Annotated in this window: 11 protein-coding genes and 4 pseudogenes; all 15 read right to left on the bottom strand. The window is 33.5% G+C overall.

Annotated elements, in window-relative coordinates; genetic code table 11:
- Nucleotides 1–65: 65 nt before the first annotated feature.
- The gene (locus bpuSUM_RS10040) at nucleotides 66–191 is read right to left on the bottom strand and encodes a hypothetical protein (RefSeq protein WP_347343318.1); all 126 of its coding nucleotides are present in this window, start codon (nucleotides 189–191) and stop codon (nucleotides 66–68) included.
- A 257-nt stretch (nucleotides 192–448) separates the two neighbouring features.
- Complete coding sequence (locus bpuSUM_RS10035) at nucleotides 449–655, bottom strand: hypothetical protein (protein WP_247068078.1); 207 nt, start codon at nucleotides 653–655, stop codon at nucleotides 449–451.
- Nucleotides 656–743: 88 nt separating this feature from the next.
- Nucleotides 744–1,568, bottom strand: coding sequence for an FAD-dependent thymidylate synthase (gene thyX / locus bpuSUM_RS09875; RefSeq protein WP_247068007.1), 825 nt, complete (start codon nucleotides 1,566–1,568; stop codon nucleotides 744–746).
- A 160-nt stretch (nucleotides 1,569–1,728) separates the two neighbouring features.
- The gene (locus tag bpuSUM_RS09870) at nucleotides 1,729–2,616 is read right to left on the bottom strand and encodes a P12 family lipoprotein (RefSeq protein WP_247068000.1); all 888 of its coding nucleotides are present in this window, start codon (nucleotides 2,614–2,616) and stop codon (nucleotides 1,729–1,731) included.
- 949 nt (nucleotides 2,617–3,565) lie between these two features.
- Nucleotides 3,566–4,634 (bottom strand): annotated as a pseudogene (locus bpuSUM_RS09865) (variable large family protein).
- Between the two features lie 124 nt (nucleotides 4,635–4,758).
- Nucleotides 4,759–5,814, bottom strand: a complete 1,056-nt coding sequence (locus bpuSUM_RS09860; protein WP_247067998.1) for a variable large family protein — start codon at nucleotides 5,812–5,814, stop codon at nucleotides 4,759–4,761.
- A 129-nt stretch (nucleotides 5,815–5,943) separates the two neighbouring features.
- Nucleotides 5,944–6,981 (bottom strand): variable large family protein, encoded by a 1,038-nt coding sequence (locus bpuSUM_RS09855; RefSeq protein ID WP_247068111.1) that lies wholly within the window; start codon nucleotides 6,979–6,981, stop codon nucleotides 5,944–5,946.
- Between the two features lie 130 nt (nucleotides 6,982–7,111).
- Entirely contained in the window at nucleotides 7,112–7,747 is a 636-nt protein-coding gene (locus bpuSUM_RS09850; RefSeq protein WP_430644684.1) for a Vsp/OspC family lipoprotein, read from the bottom strand.
- Between the two features lie 124 nt (nucleotides 7,748–7,871).
- Nucleotides 7,872–8,930 (bottom strand): variable large family protein, encoded by a 1,059-nt coding sequence (locus tag bpuSUM_RS09845; protein ID WP_430644685.1) that lies wholly within the window; start codon nucleotides 8,928–8,930, stop codon nucleotides 7,872–7,874.
- 122 nt (nucleotides 8,931–9,052) lie between these two features.
- The gene (locus bpuSUM_RS09840; RefSeq protein ID WP_430644691.1) at nucleotides 9,053–10,150 is read right to left on the bottom strand and encodes a variable large family protein; all 1,098 of its coding nucleotides are present in this window, start codon (nucleotides 10,148–10,150) and stop codon (nucleotides 9,053–9,055) included.
- A gap of 187 nt (nucleotides 10,151–10,337) precedes the next feature.
- Complete coding sequence (locus bpuSUM_RS09835) at nucleotides 10,338–10,970, bottom strand: Vsp/OspC family lipoprotein (RefSeq protein ID WP_247068326.1); 633 nt, start codon at nucleotides 10,968–10,970, stop codon at nucleotides 10,338–10,340.
- Nucleotides 10,971–11,092: 122 nt separating this feature from the next.
- Nucleotides 11,093–12,136: a variable large family protein gene (locus tag bpuSUM_RS09830; protein ID WP_430644686.1), complete on the bottom strand. Its 1,044-nt coding sequence runs from the start codon at nucleotides 12,134–12,136 to the stop codon at nucleotides 11,093–11,095.
- Between the two features lie 125 nt (nucleotides 12,137–12,261).
- A pseudogene (locus bpuSUM_RS09825) lies at nucleotides 12,262–13,314 on the bottom strand (variable large family protein).
- A 124-nt stretch (nucleotides 13,315–13,438) separates the two neighbouring features.
- Nucleotides 13,439–14,064: pseudogene (locus tag bpuSUM_RS09820) on the bottom strand (Vsp/OspC family lipoprotein).
- 120 nt (nucleotides 14,065–14,184) lie between these two features.
- Nucleotides 14,185–15,189 (bottom strand): annotated as a pseudogene (locus bpuSUM_RS09815) (variable large family protein); the annotation flags it as partial.
- Nucleotides 15,190–15,219 lie beyond the last annotated feature (30 nt).

The following is a 15,219-nucleotide window of genomic DNA, read 5'->3' as shown; positions in this document are numbered from 1 at the left end:
TAGTTTAGTTTTTAATAGTATAAAATACTAGTTAAGCTAATCTTAAAAATCTCATTCTGTACGATTTAGTTTTTATTTCTATGTCTATGCTCATAACACACTTTTTTAATTGATTCAAATACTTTCTCTTCAGGATCGTTTTCAATAAGAGGAGGTGGTCCTGAAGGAGAACTAGGAGGATTTAAAAACATAAAATAATTATCAAAAACATCAGTGAGTCTTTTCTCTATTTTATAATAATCTTTTGCATCTATATTAAGCTTTTCATCTCTACCCTCTATATTAAGTGGATTATCTTTGCCATATTTAATATGCTTAAGTAATTCTTTAACTTTTCCCTTATCATTCAGTTTTAATAAAAACCTTTTAATATATCCCTCTATTTTAGATACATCTCCTTGTAAATAAATATCAAAATGACTTGAACCACCCTTAGGTAATTCATTTTTTAACGCATTAACAAAAAAGTTAATGTATCAAACTCTTCTTTATTAAGCTTAAGATTATCTCTCCAATCTGACTTTAAATTAACATGCCCTAGATTTTGAAATAAATCACCTTTATTATCAGAATTTTTAAATAATTCACAACTTACAAAACAAATTATACAAAATATAAATACAATTCTATATATAAAATTTATCTTCTCTCTCACACACAAAATCCAACATCAACTTACTTTTTATAAAGTATATCTCATTATTACTGTTATTCAACAGAATAATAGAAAAACTTTATTTTTATTATTTAATATTAAGCTTATCTTTTAATCTATTTAATGCCTTATCATCCAATTTGAGTTTACTAATATTTAATGCACCAGAAATAGCTATTATCTCTTCATAAGACAACCTACACCCTTTTAAGATATGATTCTTAAAACTTTTAGTAGCAATAGGCACAAGCTTTTCAATAACATCAAGCAATATTTTGGCATATTCACTCATCTCTTTTGATGAATTTTCACTAACCTCTTTCGATTCATTTAATGCCAACCTTAATTTGATAAAATGAAAAAGATTATTTAAATCAATCTGCCAATACCATTCAGTATACAAGCTTAAAGGTAAAGCTATTCTAGAAACTTCTTTTGAAACATTACTATTTATCATATCTTGATATAACTTGTAACAAGTTTTTTGACTCTCTCTTAAATCACTTAACACATTCTTTGCAAAATTAGCTTCAATTTGATTACTCTCAATATTTTGTATTTTTAGATCCTCCTCTAAAGGCACATAAAACTCTTCTCTAAGAAAACTATATGAACCAGATACTTCATTAATCCTTGCTGTTCTATGTCTCATCCATTGCCTTGCAACAAATATAGGAGCCTTAATATAAAATGTAAAAACCACTTGTTCAAATGGACTTGTGTGCTCATTTCTAACTAAATAATCTATAAGTTCAGCATCTGTCCTCCTAATTCTCTCACCTCGATATGAAATCCTTGCTGCATTCAATATTCTCTCCTCACTACCCATATAATCAACAAGTTTGATAAAGCCTTTATCTAAAACCTTATATTCCTTATTTAATAAATCTTCTCTCTCAATATCAGTATTCAAAACAATTACACCTCAACACCTTAAAATAATTCACTAGTTATTCAATTTAAATCATTATATAGTTTTTAGAAACTTATTTAAATAAAATTAAAGAAGGTCCCTTATAAAGGAACTCTTCTTGAAAATACTAATATTATAAAATATTTAAATTTTTCAGTCTCTATCTTGAAAGATTACCTAGAGCAGACTTTGCCTCACTAATAAGTTCTTCTATTTCTTTTATCTTTGCCATTGCTTCAATTAACTTCACAGAAGAAGATTCTAGTTGTTCTAAAGAACTTTCCGCATTACTTCGTGCCTTTCTAGCTAGAAAATCACCATTCCCTCTTCTTGACCAGTAACTTCTACGTTTGTTATTTCTTAATCTGTCAGTAATAGCTTCTTTTAAAATCTTTTCAGAATCTTCAAAAAAATATTTTGCAGAACTTCTTTCATTAAGTCCAACCTCAACTTCATTCATAAGCCTCTCGAGATTAGACCTTTCATCATTTAACTTATTTTGCAATTGAGTTAACTTTCTTATCTTTTCTATATTTTCCTTACGCTTTTTGGTTAGTGATATTCTTTCACTCTGAATTTTTCCCATTATATCATAAAAATCAGCTCTTCCTCGCTCACATCTATCTTTAAGCTCAAGTGCATTCTTAATTAATTGCTGGAATCCAGAATCTCCAAGAGCACCTTTTACTTTTTCAATTTCTGCTTGTGCTTCTTTTTCGGATTCAGTACTTGGAACTAAATCTTTTTCTTCTATTTTTATTACTTCTTCTTGAGGATAGTATGGATACTCTTGCCTAAACACCTCAAATCCCGCATTAACAGGTTTTACTTCCATGTCTTGTTGTATTTCTACTCCTTCTTCAAGAGAATCTATAACAACTTCTTTTTGTTCCTGATTTCCTTGTTCATGGTTTAAATATTTATTATCTTTGCTTTCATCTAAAACCTTTTCCCTTACTTCATTTAATAAATCATTAAGGGCATTCATATCACATGATAACAAACATAATAATGCTAACATACATACTGATAAAATATTTCTCTTCATATCTCCCTCCTGGGATATTAGATTATTTAATTATTGAATCTCGATATTGAAATACAATAATTACTGACAAATGTACACCCTTTTATTTTAAATAACAAAAATAAATTCCATAAAACCTCAATTATTCTATTCTGTAATAATTAAAGGTAATTCAAAATTATTTTAATAAGTAAATTTATACAATAAAGAACAAAAATATAATCTTAATCTAAAACTTGTAATCAATCACATCCAATTTAAACTTAAAAAATAAATAATCAAAAAACAATTAACTAAAGTAAACATATCATTCAATAAAAACAAAAACTAAGAAACCTGGTTCCTACCTTTACTTTCAGAATAATTTTACTCACTTACTAATCAAAACTAATCTCATAATACTTACTTACACCTAATTAATATGGAACTGAATAAAAGTTACTGTCTTATCTTTAGTACAAATATCTATATAAATAAAGTCATTTGAGGAAAACGAATCTTATAAAAAGAATAGTTTTCCTCAAATGACTTTATTTAGTTATATATTTATTTTGTACTAGTTATTTATGTTAACTGTTAAAATTGCAGGTGTAATAGCATTTCAAGATTTATTTTATTATTTAATCGTTTAGTATATCTTCTAATTGCTATTAAAAATACTGTTGAAATTACTTTACAAGCACTAAAAACAGTTCTTGCGATAGATTAAATGTCTTAGAATTAGCACTAATAACAACACCATTAGCTGCATAAACAGATTTATCTTAACCTTTCTTAACATTAAACAAGATTGCTACAGGAACAAATAAACTAAATTAACTATAAGAGGTTAAAATACGGTTTGAAGATTCTCTGCATTACTACCGAACTATTCAACTTTTTAATTTCATTACAACTAATATAGAAGGCAGACTTAGAGATAAGTTTGCCTTCTAATCTTAATTTTAAGTAATGAATCTAACTATCTATTTTACTGCTGAGCTGCTGGTTTTGGGGATCTAGCTTTATCTATTTTTTCTTTTGCTTTCTCAAGAACATTCTTTTACTGCCTTCTTAATTATATCCTCTATTGATACCAATAACTTATTTACTGCACTTACTCCTACTGCTTGTACTACTTTGTCATCATCATTATTATTCGCAGCTAATTTACCATCCTTAACTAAAGAACGTAATGCTATACCTCCTGCTACAGCTGCTGCTTTAGCTACATCTTTTGCTAACTGACCTGTATCACTTCCTCCTCTTGCAAACTTTAGTGCACTTGTCTGTGCAGTTGCATCAACTGCTAGTGCTGCATCAGCATCACTTTCTTGTGACTTAACTATTGAAGCTAATATTTCTTCACCACTAACTGCTGCTACTATTGCTGCGGCTTTATCTCCCACAGCTGCTCCTGCATTAGCACCTGCAGCTAAGACTTTTACTCCATCTTTATTATCTGCATTACCTACTTTTACTGCTACATTTCCAGCTTCTGGCTTTGGAACACCTACCTTACCTGCTTCTTCTACAATTCCTTTCAATGCATTATATACTTTCTTTAATTCAACATCAGTTGGTGCTGTGCCTTGAGCATTACTTGCAGCCTCACCTACTGGTTTAGCATCACCGATATCTTTTAAAGAGTCCAAATGAGTTTTTAATGTGTTTAAAATAGACTTAGCAGAATCAACTGCACTTCTAATTATCTTGTTTAGCTCACCTTTATCAAGCTCTGTCTCTGACTTTTTTGCTATCTTTTCTAATTCTGTTGATGCGTCTCCAAGCTTAGCACCTAAGCTGTTAAAATACCCTCCTACATCCTCTTTCTTTGTAGTTGATTTAGCAGTAAAACCTAATGTACCAGAAAGTAGCTCTAAAAATGCATAAAAAGCATTCTTAGCACTTCTACCTACATCCATGAGAACAGAACTTAAACTGCTCCCTCCTGTAGCTGCCCCGCCACCATTAGCCGAATCAACCGACTGTTGTCCACTGCCACAACTAAGAAGTAAAAATAAAGTCAAAAATAACGCACATAAAGTAATTCTTTTCATTATCACGTGCCTCCTTTTTACCTCAGAAAGACTATATAAACACAAAAGGAAAACAATTCTTATGAAAAGAAAAGTTTTCCTCAAATGACTTTATTTAGTTATGTATATTGTTATTAAATTCTAACTAGTTTTTCTTAGCTTCAGAAGCCTGATTATCATTAGTTAAAGTAGTATCAGTAGGATTAATATTCATAGCATCTTTAATAGTTTTAAGGCCTGAGTCAATAGTATTTCTTATTGCTATTGTTAAAGTATCTAATGCTTTAGTAACTGCACTTATTGCTGCACCTTTAACTGCAGTAACAGCATCATCAGCAGCAGCACTAGGACCAGCAAATTTACCATTCTTAGCCATCGCTCGCAGTGCTATACCTCCTGCAATAGTAGCATCTTTAGGGGCAGCTCCAGCATTCTGAGAAGTAGCTAATTTAACAGCATCACCATCATCCTTAATCATAGCTTGTAAAATGTCAGCGCCAGTTACAGCCCCAACAGCTTTAGCAGCATCAGCTGCAACCTTTTTTGAATTGTTAACATCACCAACAGCTCCCGCACCAGTAGCAAATAATTTACCTGATTCACCATCCCCAGCAGCAGCGGTTCTTGCAGTAGAACCATCACTAGCCTTTTTATCATCCCCAGCATCGGAATTTCCTTTTTTTTCACCAAGTACCACATCTACAATTGATTTAATACCCTTTACTAGTTTATCGACTTCACTACCAGCAGCACCACCGTTATTCTGAGCAGCAACATTACCAAGCAGGTCATTACTATCAGTACCAATAGCCTCACTAGCAGTCTTAGCACCCTGGATTATTTGATCAAGAGTATTAGTAATTAGAGATTTTACAGCGGTATCAGTAGCCTCTGCATTAGGATTATTATCAGATTTCATGTCAGCAACAATTTTCTCAAGAGATGTCTTAGTAGATGAAAGAGTATCATGCATAGTCTTAAAATAGTTCCCAACATCAGATTTTTTAGTAGTAGTATTAAAACCTAAAACCCCTCCAACCATATCAGAAAGGGAAGTAAAAACATTTAAGAAATCATTACCTAAACTAATCACAGACTTTAAGAACCTACTCTGAGGATCTTCCATCTTAGTAGTACCACTGCCACAGCCAAGAAGTAAAAATAAAGTCAAAAATAACGCACATAAAGTAATTCTTTTCATTATCACGTGCCTCCTTATTACCTCAGGAAGTCAAGATATAAATAAAAGGAAAACAATTCTTATAAAAAGAAGAGTTTTCCTCAAATGACTTTATTTAGTTATGTATGTTTTATTGATAATTATTTATTATTACCTACCAATTGCTGTTTCTGCGGGTGTAGTAGAATCTACAGATTTATCTTCTTGTGTAACTGTAGCAAGAGCATCACTAATTGTCTTTAAACCACTATCAACAGTATTTCTTATTGCTATTATTAGAGTACTTAAAGTCTTACCAACAGCACTAGCAGTTGCCCCATTAACTGCATGAGCAGATTTTGCTTCATTCTTAGCAGCAAACTTACCATCTTTAGCCATTGCCCGAAGTGCAATACCAGCAGCAATAACAGCGTCTTTCTTTGCAGCATCTTTAATTTCTTTTTTGCCGTTAACAGCCGGAGCAATAGCAATCTCAGCAGCATCTGTAGCTTTTTCAATTCCATCAGTACTATTTGCAGTAGGATTTTCTGTGGATTTAGCAATAGCTTGCAAAATGTCAGCCCCGGTCACTGAACCAATACTAGCTGATGCCTTTGCAATATTTTCTTCTTTAGCATCATCTTTACCATTCGCATCAGCAAATAGATTACCAACATCCTTTTTATCATCCTCTCCTGTTTTAGTAGCACCTGCATCACCCTTATCTTTTAAAACCAAATCAACAATAGTTTTAATTCCTTTAACTAAGGAGATAACAGAGTCTTTGTCAGCAGGAGTAGCCCCATGTCCAGCCGAAGTAGCATTACCAATAGCATCGTTACCAGTAGCCCCAGTAGCAGCAGTCTTAGCCCCATCAGCGATCTTGTCTAATGTGTTAGTGATAAAGTTATCAACAACTTCCTTTATCTTTAGATAGTTACCATTCTTTTCAACTTGATCTTGTAATTTCTCTTTAACTGTGTTCATAGCTTTTTCAATAGAAGTGAAATAGTTACCAATATCAGATTTCTTAGTCTCAGCCTTAATACCAAAAGCCCCAGTAATCATATCAGAAAGAGAAGTAAAAACATCTAAGAACCCTTTACCTAAATTAGCAATAGAGTTTAAGAATGTGGTTTTAGGATCCTCAGCACTAGTAGTACCACTGCCACAACTAAGAAGTATAATAAAGAAGTAAAAGAAGTAAATAGAGAATAAAGGAACAAAAAAAGCTAAGAGAAGCAAACTCCTAGCTTATTATTTATAGACTTTATTTTATAAGAAAATAACGATTGATTAAAAAGTAATCATTATAATAGTTAATTAACTTGTTTATCCCTTAGGTGTTAGCGGGTTTAGAAGAAGTTGTAAGCTCATTAATTGAAGCTGTTACTGCAGCGTCTGCAGCTGTTAACAATGCATCAATTGCTGTGTTTAGTTCACCGAGCTCTTCCTTACCTTTACCTCCAGTATTATCATTTTTATCTATAGCTTTTTTTGCATCAGCATCAGAAGCATCTTCTTTACCAAGAGCTGCATTCTCACCTTTCAATTTGTCTAAGAATTTTTTACTTGATTGCTCAGCAGCAGTAACCTTTGCCTTAAGTGACTCAGGGAGTTTAGCTGACTGCTTTAATGATTTCAACTTGGTTTCTACAGTCAATATTACTTGAAACACCCCAGCAAGTAACGCTCCATTATGACCAGAATTGGTAGTATCAAGCTCATAAGAATCTTTAATTTTCGCTCCAATAGCTTTAGCAAGGTCATCAATAGACTTAACTAAAGAATGAACTTCTTTAACATCTTTAGCAAAAGCAACAGAATCTGTAATGTTCTTAGTTATTTTAGCTAGGTCAATAACAGAACCATCAGATTTAGCCACTTCATCATCTTTAAGATTTTTTCCTGAATTATTACAAGATAAGAGTAAAAATAAAGTCATTAATAACGCACATAAAGTAATTCTTTTCATTATCACGTGCCTCCTTATTACATCACAAGGGCAAAAATACAAACAAAAGGAAAACAATTCTCACAAAGATAAAAGTTTTCCTCAAATGACTTTATTTAGTTATGTATATTTTAATAATTATTTATTATTGCTGGCTACCGGTTGCTGAGTCTGCAGGTGTAGTAGAATCTAAAGATTTATCTTCTTGTGTAACTGTAGCAAGAGCATCACTAATTGTCTTTAAACCACTATCAACAGTATTTCTTATTGCTATTATTAGAGTCCTTAAAGTCTTACCAACAGCATTAGCTGCTATTCCATTGACTGCATTGGCAGATTTCTCTTCATTCTTAGCAGCAAATTTACCATCCTTAGCCATAGCTCTCAGTGCAATACCTGCAGCAATAACAGCGTCTTTCTTTGCTGAATCTTCTTTAATTTCCGTCTTGTTAACAGCAGGAACAATAGCGATCTCAGCTGCATCTTTGGCTTTTTCAATTCCATTAGCATTATCAACTTGAGGATCTTCTTTAGAGTTAGCAATAGCTTGTAAAATATCAGCACCAGTTACAGCTCCAATGCTAGCTGATGCCTTTGCAATATTTTCTTCTTTTGAACCATCTTTACCAGCATCATTAATAAAAAGATTACCAACGTCCTTTTTATCATCCCCTGTTTTATTAGCTCCTGCATCCCCCTCATCCTTTTTTAGAACCACTTCAACAATAGTCTTAATCCCTTTAACAAGAGAAACAACTGAATCCTTACTAGCAGGAGTAGCCCCATGTCCAGTTGCAGTAGCATTACCAATAACATCACCAGTAGCCCCTTTAGCAGCTTCCTTTGCTCCTGCTGCGATCTTGTCTAATGTGTTAGTGATAAAGGTATCAACAACTGTTTTAAGTTTTGAGTAATTCCCATTCTTAGCAACTTGATCTTGTAACTTCTTTTTAACAGATGTCATAGTTGTTTCAATAGAAGTGAAATAGTTACCAATGTCAGATTTCTTAGTCTCAGCATTAATGCCAAAAGCCCCAGTAACCATATCAGAAAGAGAAGTAAAAACATCTAAGAACCCTTTACCCAAATTAGCAATAGAGTTTAAGAATGTGATTTTAGGATCCTCAGCACTAGTACTGCCACTACCACAACTGAGAAGTAAAAATAAAGTCAAAAATAACGCACATAAAGTAATTCTTTTCATTATCACGTGCCTCCTTATTACATCACAAGGGCAAAAATACAAACAAAAGGAAAACAATTCTCACAAAGATAAAAGTTTTCCTCAAATGACTTTATTTAGTTATGTATATTGTTATTAATCCTTTATTGTTGTTGTCCAGTAGTTGCTGCTTCTGCAGGTGTAGTAAAATCTGCAGACTTATCTCCTTGTTTAACAGCTGCTAGAGCATCACTAATTGACTTTAAACCAGTATCAACAGTATTCCTAATAGCAATAATAAGAGTACTTAATGCTTTGCCTACAGCACTAGCAGCAACTCCTTTAGCAGACTCAGCTTCAGTCTTCTTTTCAGCAGTATCCTTAACAATAAATTTACCATCTTTAGCCATAGCTCTTAATGCTATTCCTGCTGCAATCACTGCATCTTTTTTGGATTCTGCAGTAGTAAGTTGATCATCATTAGCAGTAGAAGTACCCTTAGCTAAAGCCAAACCTGCTGCATCTTTCACTTCCTTAACTTTACCACCCTTCGTAGCATCAGCATTAGCAGCAGCAATAGCTTGTAATATGTCAGCCCCAGTTACCGCCCCTATTGATGCACTAGCAGCCGCTACATGTTTCTCTTCAGCACCCTTATCATCGGCAGTTTCAGCTCCAAATAACTTACCAATATTCTTTTTATCATCATCAGCTGGGGTAGTTTTATCTGCTTGTCCATTACCTTCTTTTATTACCAAATCAACAATTTGTTTAATCCCTTTAACAAGGTTCTTTACACTTTCTGCATCAGGACCATCACCAGCAGCATTAGATTTGACAACCTCACTAATAGCATTACCTGCAGCCCCAGTAGCAGCTGTCTTAGCTCCTTCAGCGATCTTGTCTAATGTGCCTGTAATAAAAGTATCAACAACTTCTTTTAATTTTGGATAGTTACCATTCTCTGCCACTACAATGTTTAATTTCTTTTTAACAGATGTCATAGTTTTTTCAATAGAAGTAAAATACTTACCAATATCAGATTTCTTAGTCTCAGCCTTAATACCCAAAGCTCCAGTAATCATATCAGAAAGGGAAGTAAAAACATCTAAGAACCCTTTACCCAAATTAGCAATAGAAGTTAAAAATGTGGCTTTAGGATCCTCCATCTTAGTAGTACCACTGCCACAACTAAGAAGTAAAAATAAGCAATCTAAATTATCATTAAATGATAAAACAAGATAAAAACAAGATATAAATATAAGTCTAAAAGACAAAAGTAATCAAAGGTATCATAAGAAGTATAACAAAGTAGTAAAGGAAATAAAGAAAGAAATAAAATAACAAAAAAAGCTAAGAGAAGCAAACTCTTAGCTTATTATTTATAGACTTTATTTTATAAGAAAATTACTATTAATTAAAAACTAATCTTATAATAATAATATATCTTTAGTTAGAGGATTTAACAGGACTTGTAAGCTCATTAATTGCAGATTCTACAATCTCTTTAGCGGCCTTTGATAAATCAGTAATTGCTGTGTTTAAATCATCAATCTCTTGTGCTCCTTTAGTTTTAGTTCCATGATTTTTAAGTATGGTTTGTTGTGTATGCTCTGCAGTAGCGTCATCTTTACAAAGATCATTGTCCTTTTTTACTTTTTCTAAAAATGCTGTACTTAAATTTTCAGCAGCACCAATTTTGGCCTTCAGTTCATCATAATCAAATTTTGACTTCAATGCTGTCAATTTAGTGCTTATATGTAACATTATACTATATGCTCCTGCAACTACCGCACTATTCTTATCCTTATGTGTTGCATTATCTTCAAGTTCTCCAGTATTTTTAACCTTCTTTCCAATACCCTTAGCAAGCTCATCAATGGACTTAACTAATCCCTCTATTTCCTTAATACTTACTGCAAGATCATTCGCTGATTTTATTTTCGAACTTGCTGATTTTAAATCAATAAGAGTGCCATCAGATTTAGCAGCCTGCCCATCTTTAGTAGCAGACCCTGAAGTATTACAAGAAATAAGTAAAAATAAAGTCATTAATAACGCACACAAAGTAATTCTTTTCATTATTACGTGCTTCATTTTTACCTCAGGAAGGCAAGATACAACTAAAAGGAAAACGAATCTCATGAAGAGAGAAAAGTTTTCCTCAAATGACTTTATTTAGTTATGTATTTGTTATTAATTCTTTACTGTTGCTGTCCACCAGTTGCTGCTTCTACAGGTGTAGTAGAATCTACAGATTTATCTTCTTGTTTAACTGCTGCTAGTGCTTCACTAATTGTCTTTAAACCACTATCAACAGTATTTCTTATTGCTATAGTTAAAGTACCCAATGCCTTAGTTACTGCGCTTAAAGCCGCATCCTCTACTGTTTTCTTCGCATCAGCATTAGCATTATCACTAGGACCAGCAAATTTACCACCCTTAGCCACAGACCTTAAAGCTACAGCACCTGCTATAGTTCCATCTTTAGGAGCAGCTCCAGCATTACCATCATTACCCTTAGCTAACTTAGCAGCAACACCATCATTCTTAATCATAGCTTGTAAGATGTCAGCACCAGTTACAGCCCCAACAGCCTTAGCTACATCAGCCGCTGATTTCTTTGCATTCTCAGCAGTGCCAGCATTAGCAGCAAATAATTTACCTGCTTCACCATCTCCAGCAGCAGCGGTTCTTACGGTAAGACCATCGGATTTTTTATCAGTCCCAGCCTCAGGATTACCTTTGTCTCTAAGCACTACACCTATAATCTTTCCAATTCCTTCACTAAGAGACTTAACCGAAGCTTCTTCACCAGCAGCACCTGCATTTTGATCAGCAACATTAGCAATTGGGTCATTACCTTCAGCCCCTTTAGCAGCTTCTCTAGCCCCTTCAGCGATCTTGTCTAATGTGTTAGTGATAAAGTGCTCAACAACCGATTTAAGCTTTACGTAATTCCCATTTTTTTCAACTTCATCTTGTAACTTCTCTTTAACAGATGTCATAGTTTTTTCAATATCAGAAAAGTATTTCCCTATATCGCTCTTTTTAGTATCAGCCTTAATACCCAAAGCCCCAGTAATCATATCAGAAAGAGAAGTAAAAATATCTAAGAACCCTTTACCTAAATTAGCAATAGAGTTTAAGAATGTGGTTTTAGGATCCTCAGCACTAGCACTACCACTGCCACAACTAAGAAGTAAAAATAAAGTCATTAATAACGCACATAAAGTAATTCTTTTCATTATCACGTGCCTCCTTTTTACCTCAGGAAGGCAAGATATAACTAAAAGGAAAACGAATCTCATGAAGAGATAAAAGTTTTCCTCAAATGACTTTATTTAGTTATGTATTTGTTATTAATTATTTATTATTGTCCACTAGCTGTTGAGTCTGCAGGTGTAGTAGAATCAGGATTAAATTTCATAGCATCTTTAACAGTCTTAAGCCCCCTGTCAATAGTATTTCTTATTGCTATAGTTAGAGTACCCAATGCTTTAGTTACTGCACTTGATGCTGTTCCTTTAATTTCAGAAGCAACTGCCCCTTGATCATCAGCACTAGCATTAGCAAATTTACCATCCTTAGCCATTGCCCGCAGTACTATACCTCCTGCAATGATTGCATCTTTAGGTCTACCAGTAGCGTTAACAGCTGCAACATTATTTTTAGCTAATTTAGCAGCAGCAACATTATCCTTAACCATGGCTTTCAAGATGTCAGCACCAGTTACTGCTCCAACAGCCTTAGAGGCATCAGCTACTGATTTCTTAGTTTGACCGGCATCCCCAGCATTACCAGCACCAACAAATAATTTAGTTGCTTAACCATCACCCGCATTGCCCTCAGACCTTTGCCCGCCATCTTCAGCTTTTTTATCAGTACCAGCATCAGGATTTCCTTTATCTCCCAGTACCACGTTTACAATTGATTTGACTCCCCTAATTAAATTTTCAACACTATCAGACCTCGCACCAGCACCATGAGAAGTATTATCACCAGCACCCTTATCAGAAATATTACCAAGCAGCTCATCACCTGTAGTACCAATGGCCTCACTAGCGGTCTTAGCACCCTCAATTATTTTATCAAGAGTATTAGTAATTAGAGATTGTACAGCGGTCTCAGCTGTAGCAGCATTAGGATTATTCTCAGTCTTCATATCAGCAATAATTTTCTCAAGGGATGTCTTAGTTGTTGTTAAGCTTTTTTCTATAGTCTTAAAATAGTTCCCAACATCAGATTTTTTAGTAGTAGTATTAAAACCTAAAACCCCTCCAACCATATCAGAAAGGGAAGTAAAAACATTTAAAAAGTCATTACCTAAACTAATAACCGATTTTAAGAATCTACTCTGAGTATCCCCAGCACTAGTACTCCCACTACTACAGCTAAGAAGTAAAAATAAAGTAATAAAGCAAATAAAGAAAGAATTAAAGAAACAAAAAAAGCTAAGAGAAGCAAACTCTTAGCTTATTATTTATAGACTTTATTTTATAAGAAAATAACGATTGATTAAAAACTAATCTTATAATAATAATTTATCTTTAGTTAGAGGGTTTAACAGAAGTTGTAAGCTCATTAATTGCAGATGTTACTGCATCATTAGCGGCTTTTAACAACTCATCAATTGCTGTATTTAATTTTTTAAGGTCAGTAGCAGAAGCATCGGTTCTATCTATAGCTTCTTTTGCATGAGCATCAGTAGCAGCACCATCTGCCTTACCAAGATCAGCATTTTGTCTTTAAATTTATTTAATAAATCAGTACTTGCGGTCTTAACTGCAGTAACTTTTGTTTTCAGCTCATCAGAGATTCCTTCCTTTTTCTCCAATTGTGTCAATTTAATCTTCACATGTAACACAATATTAAATGCTCCTGCTATCAATGAAGTGTTTTTGTCTTTATTATCAGCAAGTTCAGTATCAGAGTCTTTAATTTTTTTCCCAATAGCATTAGCAAGTTCATCAATGGATTTAACTAAGGTTTCTATTTCTTTAACACTCTTAGCAAAAGCAACAGAGTCTTTGATGTTCTTAGTTATTTTAGCTAAATCAATAACAGTGCCATCAGATTTAGCCACTTCATCATCTGTAAGATTCTTTCCTGAAGTATTACAAGAAATAAGCAAAAATAAAGTCAAAAATAACGCACATAAAGTAATTCTTTTCATTATCACGTGCCTCATTTTTTACTAAGGGAGGTTTTATATATAGATAAAAGGAAAACGAATCTCATGAATAGAGAAATAGTTTTCCTCAAATGACTTTATTTAGATTATTTAATAGATAATTTATTTAGCAACAGTAGGTTGAATCGAACTAGTTTCAGTGGATTCAGTAGTAATCTCAGAGTACTGTATTCCCTTAACAGCTTCTCTTATCTTATCTAGATTGCTTAATACTGTTTTCCTAATTATCAAGTCAAGTATTCCTAATACCTTATTTACAGCAGTTACAGCAGCAGCTTTAACTGCTCCATCTTCATTAGCAGCAGCACTAAATTTGCCAGCCTTAGTTATAGCTTTAAGAACAACAGCAGATGCTAGGTCAGCATTAGTAGCTGCTTTAGAACCATTAGCTTGATTAGGAGTACCAGTTGCCAATTCCCCAGCACCATAATTGGTAGCAGCATTAAGTTGAGCATTATCAGCTTTAGCATTCTTAATTTTATCAATAATTGCCCACGGATCTGCTTTTGATACTTCAGCTGCTAGTTTTGCAATTGCTCCTTGACCAGCACCAGCATTGGCAGCAATCGCAGCAGGTGCGTCAGTATTAGCATCAGCATTTACTGCATTACCAGCGTTTCCAGATTTAATTTCTATTCCAGATTTCTCTGCTGCTCCAATAATATCTTTAACCCCTGCAATAATAGCTTCAACGCTAGGTTTATCAGCAGCAACTACAGTAGCATTATTAGCAGTATCACCAATATCAGTATTACCAGCCTCTTTAGCAGTATCAGCAAGTTTAGTTAGAGCAGCAATTAGTTGCTCAAAGACATCACTAGCACTGTTAATTACACTCTTAACAAATTCAATTGTGCTGCTATTAGCATTTTTTGCTCCAGATATTTCACCTGATAACTCTTTTAACTTATTCTTAGTAGTTGTAAGTCCATCACCTATAATCTTAAAGTGTTCACCAACTATACTTTTCTTGTCACCTGATTTAACTGCTGTAAGTCCCAAAGCATCCCCAATAGTATTACCAAAAATACCAAAAATCTCTTGAAATCCTTGACCTATCTTAACTAATGAATCTAAGAAAGTATTCTTACTTTCAGCAGCCAATTTAAATTCTTAAGTTTAATTACAAATAATATA

It is taken from the genome of Borrelia puertoricensis (assembly GCF_023035875.1).
GTDB classification, from domain to species: Bacteria; Spirochaetota; Spirochaetia; order Borreliales; family Borreliaceae; genus Borrelia; species Borrelia puertoricensis.
The sequence above is the reverse complement of the archived record's forward strand: the minus strand, read 5'-3'. Positions and strand labels throughout refer to the sequence as shown.